This is a genomic window from Morganella sp. HSTU-ASny43 (assembly GCF_022819185.1).
GTDB lineage: Bacteria > Pseudomonadota > Gammaproteobacteria > Enterobacterales > Enterobacteriaceae > Morganella > Morganella morganii.
Genome location: NZ_WSPG01000031.1, coordinates 19,606 through 36,433, shown reverse-complemented (window position 1 = coordinate 36,433; position 16,828 = coordinate 19,606). Strand labels below are relative to the sequence as shown.

At 53.3% G+C, this 16,828-nt stretch carries 14 protein-coding genes; 9 read left to right on the top strand and 5 right to left on the bottom strand.

Annotated features, from left to right (window positions below; translation table 11 throughout):
• Positions 1–72 precede the first annotated feature (72 nt).
• From GN208_RS15095 to ilvN, 3 genes are all read left to right on the top strand, one after another.
• Positions 73–594, top strand: a complete 522-nt coding sequence (locus GN208_RS15095) for a single-stranded DNA-binding protein (protein WP_004238253.1) — start codon at positions 73–75, stop codon at positions 592–594.
• 1,191 nt (positions 595–1,785) lie between these two features.
• On the top strand, positions 1,786–3,477 hold the full coding sequence (ilvB, locus tag GN208_RS15090; protein ID WP_004238250.1) for an acetolactate synthase large subunit: 1,692 nt from the start codon (positions 1,786–1,788) through the stop codon (positions 3,475–3,477).
• Positions 3,478–3,494: 17 nt separating this feature from the next.
• Complete coding sequence (ilvN, locus tag GN208_RS15085; protein WP_004238249.1) at positions 3,495–3,779, top strand: acetolactate synthase small subunit; 285 nt, start codon at positions 3,495–3,497, stop codon at positions 3,777–3,779.
• 42 nt (positions 3,780–3,821) lie between these two features.
• On the opposite strand, the gene GN208_RS15080 is transcribed toward ilvN, so the two are convergent.
• Complete coding sequence (locus GN208_RS15080) at positions 3,822–4,379, bottom strand: XRE family transcriptional regulator (RefSeq protein WP_004238248.1); 558 nt, start codon at positions 4,377–4,379, stop codon at positions 3,822–3,824.
• A gap of 170 nt (positions 4,380–4,549) precedes the next feature.
• Here GN208_RS15080 and GN208_RS15075 point away from each other — a divergent pair, with 170 nt between their 5' ends.
• Positions 4,550–5,299 carry a sulfite exporter TauE/SafE family protein gene (locus tag GN208_RS15075; RefSeq protein WP_004238247.1) on the top strand — a complete coding sequence of 250 codons (750 nt, stop codon included), beginning with the start codon at positions 4,550–4,552 and terminating at the stop codon, positions 5,297–5,299.
• A 6-nt stretch (positions 5,300–5,305) separates the two neighbouring features.
• Here GN208_RS15075 and GN208_RS15070 read toward each other — a convergent pair whose 3' ends face one another.
• A complete protein-coding gene (locus GN208_RS15070) occupies positions 5,306–6,100 on the bottom strand; it encodes a M15 family metallopeptidase (RefSeq protein WP_243828467.1) in 795 nt (264 codons plus the stop codon).
• A 261-nt stretch (positions 6,101–6,361) separates the two neighbouring features.
• Between GN208_RS15070 and GN208_RS15065 the strand changes: the two genes are divergently transcribed.
• The 3 genes from GN208_RS15065 (at position 6,362) to GN208_RS15055 (ending at position 10,531) form a co-directional block, all read left to right on the top strand.
• The gene (locus GN208_RS15065) at positions 6,362–7,708 is read left to right on the top strand and encodes an NCS2 family permease (protein ID WP_004238244.1); all 1,347 of its coding nucleotides are present in this window, start codon (positions 6,362–6,364) and stop codon (positions 7,706–7,708) included.
• A gap of 270 nt (positions 7,709–7,978) precedes the next feature.
• Positions 7,979–9,628 carry a Na+/H+ antiporter gene (locus tag GN208_RS15060; protein WP_004238243.1) on the top strand — a complete coding sequence of 550 codons (1,650 nt, stop codon included), beginning with the start codon at positions 7,979–7,981 and terminating at the stop codon, positions 9,626–9,628.
• 3 nt (positions 9,629–9,631) lie between these two features.
• Positions 9,632–10,531: a carboxylate/amino acid/amine transporter gene (locus tag GN208_RS15055; RefSeq protein WP_015422422.1), complete on the top strand. Its 900-nt coding sequence runs from the start codon at positions 9,632–9,634 to the stop codon at positions 10,529–10,531.
• Here GN208_RS15055 and metR read toward each other — a convergent pair.
• The gene (gene metR, locus GN208_RS15050; RefSeq protein WP_004238242.1) at positions 10,416–11,378 is read right to left on the bottom strand and encodes an HTH-type transcriptional regulator MetR; all 963 of its coding nucleotides are present in this window, start codon (positions 11,376–11,378) and stop codon (positions 10,416–10,418) included. The two genes, GN208_RS15055 and metR, sit on opposite strands and share 116 nt — an antisense overlap.
• Positions 11,379–11,483: 105 nt before the next feature.
• Between metR and metE the strand changes: the two genes are divergently transcribed.
• Positions 11,484–13,769, top strand: a complete 2,286-nt coding sequence (gene metE / locus GN208_RS15045) for a 5-methyltetrahydropteroyltriglutamate--homocysteine S-methyltransferase (RefSeq protein WP_004238241.1) — start codon at positions 11,484–11,486, stop codon at positions 13,767–13,769.
• Positions 13,770–13,832: 63 nt separating this feature from the next.
• Here the strand turns inward: metE and prfH are convergent, their stop codons facing one another.
• Both prfH and GN208_RS15035 read right to left on the bottom strand, forming a co-directional pair.
• Entirely contained in the window at positions 13,833–14,441 is a 609-nt protein-coding gene (prfH, locus tag GN208_RS15040) for a peptide chain release factor H (protein ID WP_004238240.1), read from the bottom strand.
• Complete coding sequence (locus GN208_RS15035; protein ID WP_087769801.1) at positions 14,441–15,577, bottom strand: RNA ligase RtcB family protein; 1,137 nt, start codon at positions 15,575–15,577, stop codon at positions 14,441–14,443. Before GN208_RS15035 ends, prfH begins: the two co-directional genes overlap by 1 nt.
• A gap of 441 nt (positions 15,578–16,018) precedes the next feature.
• On the opposite strand from GN208_RS15035, the gene udp reads away from it, so the two are divergent.
• Positions 16,019–16,774, top strand: coding sequence for a uridine phosphorylase (udp, locus tag GN208_RS15030; RefSeq protein ID WP_004238238.1), 756 nt, complete (start codon positions 16,019–16,021; stop codon positions 16,772–16,774).
• Positions 16,775–16,828: the final 54 nt, after the last annotated feature.

Genomic DNA, 16,828 nt, shown 5'->3' with positions numbered 1-16,828 from the left:
TTTCAAAAAAGCCACTCAGACGTGTTAGACTAGATCCTTATATGTTTTAAACAATTTCATCGGGAGCATTTCATGGCCAGCAGAGGCGTCAACAAAGTCATTCTTATCGGGAACCTGGGTCAGGATCCGGAAGTGCGTTACATGCCTAACGGCGGTGCGGTTACCAACATCACACTGGCGACATCAGAATCATGGCGTGATAAACAAACCGGCGAAATGAAAGAGAAAACCGAATGGCACCGTGTGGTGATCTTCGGCAAACTGGCAGAAATTGCCGGTGAATATCTGAAAAAAGGTTCACAGGTTTATATCGAAGGTTCACTCCAGACCCGCAAATGGCAGGATCAGAGCGGCCAGGAGCGTTACACCACTGAAGTCGTGGTGAATATCGGCGGCAGCATGCAGATGCTGGGCGGCCGCAGCGGCGGTGGCGACAATATGTCTCAGGGCGGCGGCTGGGGTCAGCCACAGCAGCCACAACAATCCCAGCAGTTCAGCGGCGGCGGCAACCCGCGCCCGGCACAGCAGCCGGCAGCAGCAGCGCCGCAAAGCAATGAACCGCCAATGGATTTCGATGACGATATTCCGTTCTGATCCGGATCCGCTGAAAGTACCCTGCATCTGCGGGGTATTTTTTTGCCCGGATTTTCTGACCGCAGCCCGGAACAGACAAAAAAATACCCCTTATGTCGGTGACAGTAAGGGGTGATGTCTCATGCCGTTGGATGAACACATGAGATTGCCCGGGGTTAACAGGCAGTGTAGCTTATGTTTTTATAAGTCCTGTTTTTGTCCTGTTCGTCTGATTTTTCATCATAACGGGTATTTTTATTATAAGTGTCTGCGTAATCGGATGTATGTTTGCGCTTAATTAAAGAAAAACCCAATAAAATCATTGGGTATCAATAAGTTATATACTCAATTTTTATAAAAATGCGATAAGAGGCTTAAAGAGCATGTGTCGGATTACGTTTTATCGGTAAACCTGAAACGTGACAATCACGATAGTAATTATATGTGATTTAAATCACATAAAAATGGTTGTTTTGGCCTGTTTTGTAATTTCAATGTAATTTTAAAGCTTATTTGTAACAAATGAATCACATTAAAATGATGTTTTTTTCCGGACTGGCCGGATGAGTAAAGCCGGACTTTTATCCCATTGAGCAATAAAACTGATAAAGAAACGGTTTTTAGTGACTGACAGCGATAATGTGAACACACGCTGCTTCCGGTTATTTCACTGCAATATATTCCGCTGCAATTTCCTTAAATTGAGTTTTATAGCTCCGCGTTATGATTACCTTTCCTTTTTTATCGCTGTTTTCCTTGTGAAATAGTGCTGTTTCACACTGCTGAAGTAAATTGGATATTTTAATATGTATTTATAAATCAATTTGTTAGTTGTTTTTGGGTTTTATGGCAGTGATTTATCAGTGATGGCGATCACAATTCAGCGGCTGAATAAAAAATAAATGAAAAAAGGCTTGTACAGATTTCATTCTTATGTTTTTTTAAAGTACGAACCGAATTTATTCATACACAATTTACTGTTGAGAGATATCCCGTGAAACCATTCACCCGTCCGCAAAACGTACTACTAACAACCGCGCTATCAGACGCGGTTGTCGTCGTGCGTGTGGTAGTGGTGGTGGTCGTCGGCAGCGCGCCGTAACGGGCTGGGATCAGCAACAGGATCACTAACCCCGCCGGCGTAAACCGAGCGGGGTTTTTTTATGTCAGGCTCCGCGAAACTGAACCGGTTGTTAAGAAAAGGATGATGTTATGGGAGCTTCACAGCAGACTCAGGCAAAAACCCGGATGACGGGGGCGGAATTAATTATCCGCATGTTAGAACAGCACGGGATCACCTCTGTGTCCGGTATCCCGGGCGGGGCGGCACTGCCGCTGTATGATGCGCTGGGCAACAGCCGGATCCGGCATATCCTCGCCCGTCACGAGCAGGGCGCCGGGTTTATCGCACAGGGTATCGCCCGCACCACCGGCAAAGCGGCAGTGTGTATCTCCTCCAGCGGGCCGGGTGCGACCAACCTGATGACCGCCATTGCGGACGCCAAACTGGATTCCGTTCCGCTGGTCTGTATCACCGCCCAGGTCTCCTCGCCGATGATCGGTACCGATGCCTTCCAGGAAGTGGACACTTACGGCATGTCTATCCCTATCACCAAACACAACTATCTGGTGCGCAATGTTCAGGATCTGCCGGGCATTATCGCCGATGCATTCCGTATTGCGGAATCCGGCCGTCCGGGACCGGTCTGGGTGGATGTGCCGAAAGATGTTCAGGCAGCCATCATTGAGATTGATGAATTACCGCCAATCATGCCGAAAGATCCGCTGCCGCTGTTTGATGCGGAAAAAGTCACTGAAGCTGCCGCGATGATTAATCAGGCAAAACGCCCGATTCTGTATATCGGCGGCGGTATTGTGGCTTCGCAGTCCCAGCAGCTGGTACAGAGCTTCGCCGAGCGTGCCGGGTTGCCGACCACCATGACACTGATGGGATTAGGCACCATCCCGCAGCAGCATCCGCTCTATCTGGGGATGCTGGGCATGCACGGTGCGCGTTATACCAATATAATTTTGCAGGAATCGGATTTGCTGATTGTGGTCGGGGCACGCTTTGATGACCGCGCGATAGGTAAGGCGGAGCAGTTCTGTCCGGATGCCAAAATTATTCATGTGGATATCGACCGCGCGGAGATCAGCAAGATCAAACAACCGGATATCGCGATCAACGCGGATGCCGGACAGGTGCTCGCCATGCTGCTGCCGCAGATTGAGGTGAATGCCCGTCAGACGTGGAACGATCATATCGCGCAGATCAAACAGGAGTTCCCGCTGGAGCAGATTAATAAATCCGATCCGTTAAGCCATTTCGGACTGATCGCCGCTGTGGCGGATGCGGTGGATAATGATGCCATCATCACCACCGATGTCGGTCAGCACCAGATGTGGGTGGCGCAGGCGTATCCGTTATGCCGTCCGCGTCAGTGGCTGACCTCCGGCGGGCTCGGAACGATGGGCTTTGGGTTACCGGCGGCGATTGGTGCCGCACTGGCAGAGCCGTCACGCAAGATCGTCTGCTTCACCGGAGACGGCAGTATTATGATGAATATCCAGGAGATGGCGACCGCCGCCGAGCATAATCTGGATATCAAAATTATTCTGATGAACAACCAGGCGCTGGGGATGGTTCACCAGCAGCAGACACTGATGTTCAACGAGCACATTGTGGCATCTGCCTATCCGTATCAGACTGATTTTGTGACAATTGCCAAAGGCTTCGGATTACACACCTGTGATCTGAATAAAGAGAGTGATCCGCATGCTGCATTGCAGGCGGCGATTGATCGCCCCGGACCGTGTCTGATCCACGCATTAATCGATGTCAGTGAAAAAGTGTGGCCGATGGTATTGCCGGGTGATGCCAATATCGATATGGTCACAGCCTGATGACGGAGAACAGAATCATGGAAAAAAATAATCAGCCTATCGCTCTGGAACTGGTGGTCCGCAACCACCCCGGTGTTATGACACACATTTGCGGTCTGTTTGCCCGCCGGGCGTTTAACGTGGACGGTATTCTGTGTCTGCCGCTGCCGGGACAGGATCACAGCCATATCTGGCTGCTGGTGAAATCGGATGATCGGCTAAGCCAGATGGTCAGTCAGGTGGAAAAACTGGAAGACGTGCAGGACGTGAAGTACAACGAAGACATCAGTATCTTTGAGCAACTGAATAAATACATTCAGTAGAATGATGAAACCGGGCAGATAAGCCCGGTTTTTTGTCTGCGGTTACGGCGATGTCTGGCCGATATGGGAATAGGACATAATCAGCGTGCCGCTCAGCTCACCTTCCATACAGATATAAGAGTGGGGAATATCACAGGAGAACGCATAGAAATCCCCCGGTTCCAGCAGCACAGTCTGATCTTCATTAAAGCGCATCATCAGCGTACCCTGATGGATAAGAATATGCTCATGGGTGCCGGTGCTGTGCGCGGGGCTGTTAATAATCGCACCGCGGATCATCTTCAGGTGCCAGATCTCCGAAATATTCCCCATGCCGACACGGAATTTAAAATCTTCCGCATATTCCCCTTTAAAGACTTTATTTTTTTCGTAACGGGGATAACCTTCATTACTGGCGGTAAACAGATCCCCCAGCGGAAAACGCAGTGCGACGGCAATGGCCTCCAGTGTATCGATACGCGGATTGGAATCACCGGATTCCAGTTTGGACAGCGCGGCTTTCGAGATGCCGGAGAGTTTTGAAAGATCATTGAGCGACAGGTTACGCGCCTGACGCAGCAGTTTGACCTTCTGGCCGATGTGGGCACTGGTTTTTAGCATAATGTAATTGATACCAATGAAATTTGCAGGGAAACCCTGTTAGTATTGCACACTTGTTGTACAACGGTAAGCCGTGATTTTCCGGAAAAACAGGTCTGACAGGTGATACTATCAGATGAAAGCGTCCGGCATGGTGATAATTAACATATGTCATTAAACGGGTGCTCACCATGATCTATACCCTGCCATGGGCAGATTTTTTCATCTGTTTTACGGTTCTCTTCTTCGGTTATCTGGTCTTCGGCATGGTCGGCTTCGGCTCTGCGCTGATCTCAAGTCCGGTACTGGCCTTTTTTATTCCTGTCTCACACATTGTGCCGATGCTGGCGCTGATGGATCTGGGCGCAGCGGTGATTAACGTCACCCGCGACGGGCGCAAAGCCGATTTTGCCGAGCTGAAATGGATGGTGCCGCTGATGATAGGCGGCAGCCTGATTGGTGCGGCGATCCTTCTGAAAACACATCCGGATTTGCTGGCCGTGTTCCTCGGCGCTTTTATTGTTCTCTATGCACTCTATTCCCTCTTTATTAAAAAGGCGGTGCGGCATTACCCGCAGAAATACATTATTCCGTTCGGGATCGGCGGCGGTATTCTGAGTGCGCTGTTCGGGGCAGGCGGGTTTGTCTATGCCATCTATTTTGCCGGGCGGATTGAGGATAAAAACCGCTTCCGCATCACGCAGACTACCCTGATCGGCTTCAGTACATTAACCCGCGTGATTATTTTCCTGATTATGGGGATCTACTGGAACAGTGAAATCGCCATTACCGCGCTGCTGTTTGTGCCTGCAATGGTCGCGGGAATTGTCCTCGGACGGCATATCACCATGCGCATCCCGAAAGAGGCATTTTTCCGTTTTCTGAATATGGTGATCCTGCTGGCCGGGCTGACGTTGCTTATCAGCAACCTCGTGCACTGACAGTCGTCAGCGCAGTATTTTTTTAGCACATTGCCGGGCACGCAGCTGTTCGTCCGGGGTTTTACTCTTACTGAAGCAGTCACGGTAACGGGCGGCATAGGTACTGTATTGCGTCTGTGCCTCCGGCAGCGGCAGGGACAGCAGATGATTGATAAAGGTAAAACTGCCGATCTCTGCGTGCTGATAATCCACCGGGTTTTTCCATTCCCCGCCCCAGCGGAGAAAACCGTGACTGAAAACCAGCGGCAGCACGGTTTCCATTTTTCCGTTACGAATATTTTCTCTGTTGGTCAGCGCCGCAGCAGATTGCGGCGGACTGATGGTCACACGGCTGTTTTTGTCGCGGAAGCGGTAAGGGTTTTGCTGCGGATTAATGTCGATCGCCATGCCGTAAGCGTGTTTTGACCAGGCCTTCTGACTTGCCTGACGGCGACCGTTAAATGCTGACGTATTATTGGCGGCCATGGATGCCTCATCATCGCCGCCGAAGGTCTCTATCGGCAGCACACTATGCAGCGGGAATTTTTGCCGGTACAACTCATCAAAAAGCGCTTCCGTTTCGGGGGCAATAATATCGGCGACAGTAATGGTGCCGGTGCGGGTTTCGCCCTCAAAGGTGATAAACCGGACATCCACATTGACCAGCCGTTCACAGGGCACCGGGTTTTCCGGCGTGATAATACCCAGCGCTGTCATGGCGCGGCAGGTGTCCGGGCTGAGCGGGGTGATCGCCGCCTGTGCTGCCGGTAATGCAGAACAGAGCAGGCTCACAGGGAGGAGAAAAGCGGTCAGTTTCATCATCTATTCCGTCATCAGGCACCGGGACGGATGATGATAACCCGTCAGCGGCACAGAGGTGAAAAAATTCCCGGATTTGGCCTTGATTATCAGGATTTTTCCTAAGATAATCGTTTGCCTCAAAAAATCACATCTTTTCTCTGTAAAAAGCCAAACGTTTGCGTCGTGTGTGTCCGGTTTTTCTATCCGGAAACCGTCGGATTTTTTCTGAAAACGCAATCGTTTACGTGATGTGACACAAAATTCATTAACACAGGTGATGACATGTCTGCGACACAGCCGCAAAGCGGGTGCAAATTAGACCAATTTTTTAAACTGACTGAGCGCGGCACTACTGTCCGCCGTGAAGTTCTGGCCGGGCTGACCACATTCCTGGCGATGGTGTACTCTGTGATTGTTGTGCCGGGCATGCTCGGCCAGGCGGGGTTCCCGCATACGGCGGTCTTTATCGCCACCTGTCTGGTGGCCGGGTTCGGCTCCCTGCTGATGGGGTTGTGGGCAAATCTGCCGATGGCTATCGGCTGTGCGATTTCCCTGACCGCCTTTACCGCATTCAGCATGGTACTTGGTCAGAATATCCCGATCCCGGTCGTACTGGGCGCGGTCTTCCTGATGGGGGTGCTGTTTACCCTGATCTCTGTCACCGGTATCCGGACATGGATTTTGCGCAATATCCCGATGGGTATTGCCCACGGCACGGGGATTGGTATCGGTCTGTTCCTGCTGCTGATCGCCGCCACCAATATTGACCTTGTGGTTAAAAACCCGGGCGCGGGCATGCCGGTGTTGCTGGGGGATTTCACCTCTTTCCCGGTGATGATTGCACTGGCTGGCCTGGCGGTGATTTTCGGCCTGGAACGTCTGAAAGTGCCGGGTGCAGTACTGCTGGTGATTATTGCGATTTCCGTTATCGGGCTGATTTTTGACCCGAATGTGAAATATCAGGGCTTCTTCAAACTGCCATCCCTCGGTGATGACGGGCTGTCACTCTTTTTCAGCATGGATATCATGGGCGCACTGAAGCCGGTGGTTCTGCCGACGGTACTGGCGCTGGTTATGACAGCGGTGTTTGATGCGACAGGCACTATCCGTGCGGTCGCCGGTCAGGCGAATCTGCTGGATAAAGATAATCAGATCATTAACGGCGGTAAAGCCCTGACGACAGACTCGGTCAGCAGCATTGTGGCCGGTGTTGTCGGCGCGGCGCCTGCGGCGGTGTATATCGAATCTGCGGCCGGTGCCGCGGCGGGTGGCCGTACCGGGCTGACCGCAACCGTGGTCGGGGTGCTGTTCCTGCTGATCCTGTTCCTCTCTCCGCTCTCTTATCTGGTTCCGGCCTATGCCACGGCACCGGCGCTGATGTATGTCGGCCTGCTGATGCTGAGCAATGTCAGCAAACTGGATTTCGGTGACTTTGTCGGCTCCATGTCCGGTCTGCTGTGTGCGGTGTTTATTGTTCTGACCAGTAACATTGTGACCGGGATTATGCTGGGCTTTGCCTCACTGGTTATCGGCCGTATCGCCGGGGGTGAATGGCGTAAGCTGAATATCGGCACTGTTCTTATCGCAGCGGCACTGGTGGCGTTTTATGCTGGCGGCTGGGCAATTTAAGTGATAAATCACCACTTAACGGATGCTGGTGGTGACGATACGCTTTATTTATACGATTTGTCTCAAAATACTAATTAATTGCCCGAATTAATGGCCTGAGAAGATAAAATAGCAGTGGCGGATAACGCATCCGCCGCTGCTTTTTTTGTATGATAGTGGCAACCGGCGGTAATTTTTTCTCCTCCGGGGTCTTATTGCGGTTTTTTTGCCGTTATTAACAGTATCTTTTTGTCAGCGGGCTGATGAAGCCCTAAGTTCAGTAAGGGTAATATGGAAATATTCTTTACGATTCTTATTTTGATTCTGGTCGTGTCGGTGTCCGGTGTTCTCACCAAAATGATCCCGTATCGTATTCCGTTACCCATCATTCAGATCGCGATGGGGGCTCTGCTTGCCTTCCCGCAGTTTGGTCTGCATGTCACGTTCGACCCTGAACTGTTTCTCGTCCTGCTGATACCGCCGTTGCTGTTTGTTGACGGCTGGAAAACCCCGACCCGGGAATTTATGCAGAAAGGGCGGGAAATTTTCATCCTGGTGCTGTTCCTGGTGCTGGTCACTGTTATCGGTATCGGGTATCTGATCTACTGGCTGATGCCGGGGATTGAGCTGATCCCGGCCTTTGCCCTTGCGGCGGTGTTGTCTCCGACAGATGCCGTGGCGTTGTCGTCGATTGTCGGCAAAGGGCGGATTCCGAAACAGATGATGGGCATTCTGGAAGGGGAGGCACTGATGAATGACGCCTCCGGCCTGGTCGCGCTGAAATTTGCCGTGGCGATTGTCATGGGCACGATGATTTTCTCCGTCACCGGTGTCACGCTGGAATTCTTCAAAGTCGCAATCGGCGGCCTGCTGGCGGGGGTGGCAGTTACCTGGCTGTACAGTAAGTCGCTGCGCCTGATGAGCCGCTGGAGCGGGGATGACCCGGCCACGCAAATCGTCTTTATGTTACTGCTGCCGTTCGCCTCTTATCTGATTGCGGAACACATCGGTGTGTCCGGTATCCTGGCGGCCGTGGCGGCGGGGATGACCATCAGTAAATCCGGAGTTATCCGCAATGCGCCGCTGGCGATGCGTCTGCGGGCGGATAATGTCTGGGGAATGCTGGAATTCGTCTTTAACGGTCTGGTCTTTATTATGCTCGGCCTGCAGTTGCCGGGAATTTGGCAGGTGTCGGTGATTGAGGCGGAGCTGGATCCGACCGTCGAAACCTGGATGCTGTTTACCGCCGTTATCGTTATCTATTTTGCTCTGCTGGTGCTGCGTTTCTGCTGGCTGTGGATGATGAAAACCGTCAGCCGCCTGACCTTAAAACGCAAACCGCTGGATTTCACCTTCTACACCACCCGTGAACTGTGGCTGGCATCATTTGCCGGGGTGCGCGGGGCGATAACCCTGGCAGGTGTGCTCTCTATCCCGCTGTTCCTGCCGGACGGCACACCGTTCCCGGCGCGTTATCAGATGGTGTTTATCGCCGCCGGGGTGATTATCTTCTCGCTCTTTATGGGAGTGGTATCGCTGCCGTTCCTGCTCAAAGGGATGCATGTCGGGGATAAACAGGCGGATGCCAATGAAATCCGTGCGGCGAAAGCGGCGATGGCGGAAGTGGCAATTGTCAGTATCGGCAAGATGGAAGAGCGTCTGTCCGCCAGTTCAGATGAGGCACTGGATGCGGAAGCTATCAGTGAAGTGGCCTCCAGGGTGGCCGGGCATCTCAGGCGGCGTACTGCCGGTGATGATGAGATGGAATATAATCTCCAGGTGGAAGATCTGGAACGCCGTTTCCGTCTGACCGCACTGCGTGCCGAGCGCGGGGAGCTGTATCACCAGCGTGCGACCCGTAATATCAGCAATGAAACCCTGCAGCTGCTGCTGCATGACCTGGATCTGCTGGAAGCCCTGCTGGTTGAGAAAGAAACATAACCGATGCCGTTACTGATTATTACCACAATTCTGTGGGCCGCATCGTTCAGCCTGATTGGCGAGTATCTCGCCGGTCAGGTGGACAGCTGGTTCTCTGTGTTAGTCCGTGTGTCGCTGGCGGCACTGGTTTTTCTGCCGTTTCTGCGCTGGCGCGGGATCGCCCCGAAAGTCATTCTGATGTATATGGCGGTGGGCGCCTGTCAGCTCGGCATTATGTATCTCTTTGTTTTCCATGCCTACAACTACCTGACCGTTGCGGAATTCCTGCTGTTTACCGTGCTGACACCCTTGTATGTGACACTGATTTATGACCTGCTGGAGCGGCGTGGTCTGCGCTGGGGTTATGTGTTCAGTTCGCTGCTGGCGGTGATTGGTGCGGCGGTGATCCGCTATGATCATCTCAGTGATTCTTTCTGGACGGGGCTGATTCTGGTACAGCTGGCGAATATCTTCTTTGCCATCGGTCAGGTCGGTTACAAGCGGCTGATGGAAGTGCATCCGCTGGTGCAGCGCACGGCGTTTTCCTGGTTCTACCTCGGTGCCTGTGTGGTGGCGCTGGCGGGCTGGCTGCTGTTCGGTAATTTCGCCAAAATACCGTCCACGCAGTTACAGTGGGGTGTCCTGCTGTGGCTGGGAATAGGTGCTTCCGGAATCGGCTACTTTATGTGGAACTACGGCGCCACACAGGTGGACGCCGGAACACTCGCGATCATGAACAACATGATGGTTCCGGCGGGATTACTGGTGAACTTTGCCATCTGGCAGCAGCATCCAAACTGGCTCACGTTCAGCATTGGCGCAACCCTGATTGTGGCATCCCTGTGGGTGCACCGGGTATGGATACTGAAGCCGTCTTTACAAAAGGCAGATTGTCCACCGCGTGCTGACGCGTCGCGCGAATAAACGACTCAACAGCCGGCTGGCGCTGTTCCCCGCTGCGGTTTGCGGCATACAGCCGGCTCCACAATCCTTCACCTAAGGTTTTGGTCACCACCATTCCCTGTCTTTCAAAATTCTCCACCGCCCAGTGCGGCAGTGCGGCGATCCCCATGCGGGCGGCGACCATCTGGATCATCAGCAGGGTGTTATCCACGGTTTTTATCTGAGGGGAAACACCGGCCGGTTGCAGGAAACGCCGCCAGATATCAAAGCGCTGACGCTGTACCGGATAAATCAGCAGGGTTTCTGCAGTCAGATCCTGCGGCTGGATATGCAGACGGCGGGCCAGCGGATGATCCGGCGCCATCACCAGCTTTACCTCATAATCAAACAGCGGCGTGTATGTCAGCTTCCCGTTGTGCTGCTCATCAATATCGGATGTCAGCACCACATCGAGTTCGCGTTTCAGCAGTTCCGGCTGCGGATCAAAACTGACCCCGGAAGTGAAATCGACATTAATCTGCGGCCAGCTCTCGCGGAAATGCGCCAGAGCGGGGGTCAGCCACTGAATGCAGCTGTGGCACTCAATCGCCACGCGCAGCGCGGTCAGTCCCGGCTCATTGCATTCACGGATAGCATCTTTCACCAGCGGCAGCACCTGCTCCGCCAGCTGTAACAACACCTGTCCCTGCGGGGTGAATTGCAGCGGCTGGGTTTTGCGGATAAAAATCCGGTAGCCGAGCCGGTGCTCCAGTTCACTGAACTGATGGGAAAGGGCGGATTGTGTCTGATGCAACGCACCTGCTGCTCCCGCGAGCGACCCTGACTGATTCAGTGCCTGAATCGTTTTTAAATGTTTTATTTCTATCATGAGGAACCTTCAGGTTAGCGATGAAGAATTTGCGCTTGTTTCTTATACAGTACCCGTTGATTATGGATGTGTAAACATCTGGATGGCTAAATGATAGGATTTTTTATGACGACACATAATCACACTCTGGGTTTTCCGCGCATCGGTCTGAAAAGAGAACTGAAAAAAGCGCTTGAAGGTTACTGGGCAGGACAGATTTCACAGGATGAGCTGCGCGATAACGGCCGTGAATTACGCCGCCGTCACTGGCAGCTGCAAAAAGAGGCCGGGGTTGAATTATTACCGGTCGGGGATTTCGCCTGGTACGATCATGTTCTCGGCACCAGCCTGCTGTTCGGTAATGTGCCACCACGCCATGCCGGTGCCGACGGGAAAATTGACCTCGATACCCTGTTCCGTATTGCCCGCGGCCGTGCACCTTCCGGTGAACCGGCGGCTGCGGCGGAAATGACCAAATGGTTTAATACCAACTATCACTACATTGTGCCGGAGTTTCAGCGCGGGCAAACCTTCACCGTGAGCTGGCCGCAGCTGTTTGACGAGGTGGATGAGGCGCTGGAGCAGGGCTTTGCGGTTAAACCGGTGCTGCTCGGCCCGGTAACCTATCTGTGGCTCGGCAAAGTGAAAGGGGCTCAGTTTGACCGCTTATCATTACTGCCGTCACTGTCAGAAGCCTATAAAAACGTGCTGGAAAAGCTGGCGCAGCGCGGTATTGAGTGGATTCAGATTGATGAACCGGCTCTGGTGCTGGATCTGCCGCCGGAGTGGCAGGATGCTTACCGTACGGCATATGATGCTTTGCAGGGACATGCAAAACTGCTGCTGACCACTTATTTTGACGGAGTAAGCCATCACTTACCGCTGATCCGTGAGTTACCGGTGCAGGGGCTGCACGTCGATTTTGTCGCGGGCAGTGATGATATTCAGGCCATCCACGACGCATTACCGGCCGACTGGCTGCTCTCTGCCGGCCTGATTAACGGGCGCAACGTCTGGCGTGCCGATCTGCGGCAGAAATATGATGTAATCGCCCCGCTGGCCGGAAAACGTGACCTGTGGATCGGGACATCCTGCTCATTGCTTCACAGCCCGATTGACCTGCGTGATGAAACCAAACTGGATGAAGAAGTCAAAAGCTGGTTTGCCTTCGCACAGCAGAAATGTGAGGAACTGGCATTGCTGACCCGCGCGGTCAATAGCGGCTCGGCAGATGATATCGCCGCGCTGGCGGAATACAGTGCCCCGATTACCCGCCGCCGTGATTCTTCCCGTGTTCACAATGCTGCGGTGGCTGCCCGGCTGGCGGCGGTAACCGCCCGCGACAGCGAACGCGCCGCGCCGTATGCCGAACGCGCAGAGGAACAGCGCCGCCGTTTTAACCTGCCGCTGTGGCCGACCACCACAATCGGATCTTTCCCGCAAACCACGGAAATCCGCGGGCTGCGTCTGAACTTCAAAAAAGGGAATATCGATAAAGCGTTCTACCGCACTAATATCTCTGAACATATTAAGCAGGCGATTAATGAGCAGGAACGGCTCGGACTGGATGTGCTGGTTCACGGCGAAGCGGAACGTAATGACATGGTGGAGTATTTCGGTGAGCATCTCGACGGCTATGTCTTTACGCAGAACGGCTGGGTGCAGAGCTACGGCTCGCGCTGTGTGAAACCGCCGGTGATTATCGGTGATATCAGCCGTCCGGAACCGATCACCGTTGACTGGGCGACCTACGCGCAATCCCTCACCAGCAAGCCGGTGAAAGGCATGCTGACCGGGCCGGTGACCATTCTCTGCTGGTCATTCCCGCGCGAGGATGTCAGCCGTGAAACCATTGCCAAACAGATTGCTCTGGCACTGCGTGATGAAGTGGACGATTTGCAGAAAGCCGGGATCGGTATTATCCAGATAGATGAACCGGCACTGCGCGAAGGGCTGCCGCTGCGCCGGGCAGAATGGGCGGAGTATCTCACCTGGGCGGTGGATGCCTTCCGGCTGAATGCGGCGGTCGCGGAAAATGACACTCAGATCCACACCCATATGTGTTACTGCGAATTCAATGACATCATGGATTCTATTGCGGCGCTGGATGCGGATGTGATCACCATTGAAACATCACGTTCGGATATGGAACTGCTGGAAGCATTTGAAGACTTCGATTATCCGAATGAAATCGGGCCGGGTGTTTATGATATTCACTCGCCGAATGTGCCGGAAGTGGAGTGGATTGAAGCCCTGCTGCGCAAAGCGTCGGATAAGATTGCGGTGGAGCGTCTGTGGGTTAACCCGGACTGCGGCCTGAAAACACGCGGCTGGGATGAAACCCGCAAAGCCCTGGCGAACATGGTGGAAGCGGCGCGCCGTCTGCGGGAAAATCCGCTGACATCCCGCTGAGTTTATTTATATATAAAGAAGAAAAAAGCCGGTCAGTAATGACCGGCTTTGTGTTATGTGCTGTCAGCTGACCGGACGGAAATCCGGCCCGCTGAAGCAGCGTGTCGCCCGGCCGCGCTCGATCTGGTGATGTGACCGGTGGCGCTCGCCGTTCAGTGATGCGGACTGCTGTTGCTGATATTGGCTCAGATGCCATTCAATCAGGCGGCAGGCCAGTTTTTTGTTGGCGTGCTGGCTGCGTTCAGACTGCACTTTAACCGAGATACCGGTGGCAATGTGCGTGGCACGGACAGCGGATTCTGTCTTATTCACATGCTGGCCGCCCGGCCCCTGTGATTTCAGACGTTCAAAGACAATCTCACTGTCTGATACTGCCTGCGGTGCAGTAAAACGACGGATGCCGATAAACCAGTTTTTACGCCGGTGTTTCGGGCGGAGCGGGCTGGCACACTGCCACTGCAATGTCCCGCACCAGCGATCCGCCAGAGCATCCGCATGTTCTCCGTCCAGTGACAGCAGGGCGGAATGCAGGCCGTGCTGTGACGGCATTTCCTCCGCAAAGATCACTGTGACCGACGACTGTGCAGCCTCCTGCAAAAAGAGGCGCAGCGCGTGCTTCACCGCCAGACAGCACTCTTCCGGGCCGTGAGCGGCAGAAAACTGTAATAACATCAGCAGCACTCCCCGCTCGTTTTGTAGGTCAGCAACGGTTTCAGCCGCGCCACCACGGTAATCAGCCCGGCACCTGACAGGCTTTCAATCACAGTCTCAATGGATTTATAGGACTGCGGTGCTTCCTCATAAATCAGCTGCTTATTAGCGCAGATCACCCGGCTGCCGAGATCGGTACGGGATAACTGCGCCGGGGTATAGCGGTGAGAAAGGCGTCCTTTGCACTCGGTGCGCATCCATTTACGTCCCGCGCCGTGCGCGAGAGAGTAAAGGCTGTCAGCGGTTGCATGTGGTTTCACCAGATAACTGTAATCACCGCGTGAGCCGGGGATCACCACATAATCATGATCCACCGGGGTTGCCCCTTTCCGGTGCAGCCAGCCGTTACGGCCGTTCACCGTGCAGGCTTCCACCAGGTTGTGATTGATATCGAGTATTGCCTCACCGTTGGTACGCAGCTGCTGCATCATCCGCAGTGCAATCAGCGCCCGGTTGTGCTGTGCAAAATCCAGCGCCTGCTGATGTGCTGCCAGATATTCCGTCGCTTCCGGCGTGTTCTCTGTCAGCCCGTCGTGGCTGAACTGCTCAACATGATGACGCAGAACCATTTGCCCCAGCCCGCGTGAACCGCTGTGAACCAGCAGCACCATACGCTGTTTATCCAGCCCGGACGCGGCAAACAGGCCGTCATCACAGACTTTATCGATTTGCTGAAACTCAGCAAAATGATTTCCGCCGCCGACAGAAGACAGAGAAGCGGCAAACGGATGTGATGCGAAGTGATCGCTCACATGCTCTGCCAGCCAGTCTGCGTCCGCATGGTCATGCATGCTGCGCAGTTGCTTTTCAGCTTTGTCTGCGTTGAGTTTGCTGACTTTCAGCTCAGTCTGATACAGCGCCATACCGCAGCCGATGTCGTTACCGACCAGCGCGGGATAAAAACGGCCTTCAGAGAAAAATGCCGCACCCACCGGATAGCCTCTGCCGGGATGCAGATCCGGCATACCGGCAACAGCCGTCATACCCGGTAATTGTGCGGTGGTGATCAGTTGTTGAATCGCGTTACTTTCGATCCACGTCGCATCCGAGGCGATATAAGAGACGCCCGGCGCGACAAAATGCATATAATTGCCCATAATCCATTCCGGAAAATAGTGAAAATTCGGGTTTATGGCGGGCAGTCAGGAAGAAACAGAGAGGTAACAGGGACGGGTAATACGGAGAAATAACGCTGTAATACCGGTGTGATAATCAGTTCTGCAAGAGCCCGCAAAGAGTGCACAGTAATGTTGTCATATGAACCTCCTTACGTTCTGAAAGTGATTGTCAGCACGCATCGCGTGCCGGAATGGTGCGGATAGTAGAGTGAGGCGGATAAAAAATCAACCTGTGTTTTGTTTTTTCAGAGAGCAGTACGGTGACATTTTCAGCATAAACCGTTGTTTATGTGATTTGAATCTCATTTTTATGTAATTGATTCATCGTCATGTATCAATGAAGTGATAATAATCACTAAATTTTGTGTGGTGACACGTTACAGTGTCCTCAATAATCATTTTTTCGCTAAGGAGTTCAGGATGGCTGATGTATTTCATTTAGGTTTGACTAAAGCAGATTTACAGGGTGCGACGCTGGCTATCGTACCGGGCGATCCGAACCGGGTCGAAAAAATTGCCCGCCTGATGGATAATCCTGTTCATCTCGCGTCTCTGCGTGAATTCACCTCATGGCGCGGCGAACTGGACGGCAAAGCGGTCATCGTCTGCTCAACCGGTATCGGCGGCCCGTCCACCTCTATCGCGGTGGAAGAACTGGCCCAACTGGGGATCCGCACATTCCTGCGTATCGGTACCACCGGTGCGATTCAGGAAAACATCAATGTCGGTGATGTCCTTGTGACCACGGCGGCTGTGCGCCTGGATGGTGCAAGTCTGCATTTCGCGCCGATGGAATTCCCGGCCGTGGCTGACTTTGAATGTACCACCGCGCTGGTCAATGCGGCGAAAGCAGCCAAAGCAACAGTTCATATTGGTGTGACCGCTTCTTCTGATACTTTCTATCCGGGCCAGGAGCGTTATGATACCTTCAGCGGCCGTGTGACCCGCCGGTTCAAAGGATCAATGAAAGAGTGGCAGGAAATGGGCGTGATGAACTTTGAAATGGAATCCGCCACACTGCTGACCATGTGTGCCAGCCAGGGGCTGCGTGCCGGGATGGTTGCGGGCGTTATCGTTAACCGCACCCAGCAGGAAATTCCTGATGAAGCGAAGATGAAGAAAACCGAATCCAATACCCTGGATATTGTGGTGGAAGCCGCCCGTCATCTCATCTGATCGTCACCGGTTTCATGAATCAAGCCGTATCGCCGGGTTTTCCGGTGATGCGGC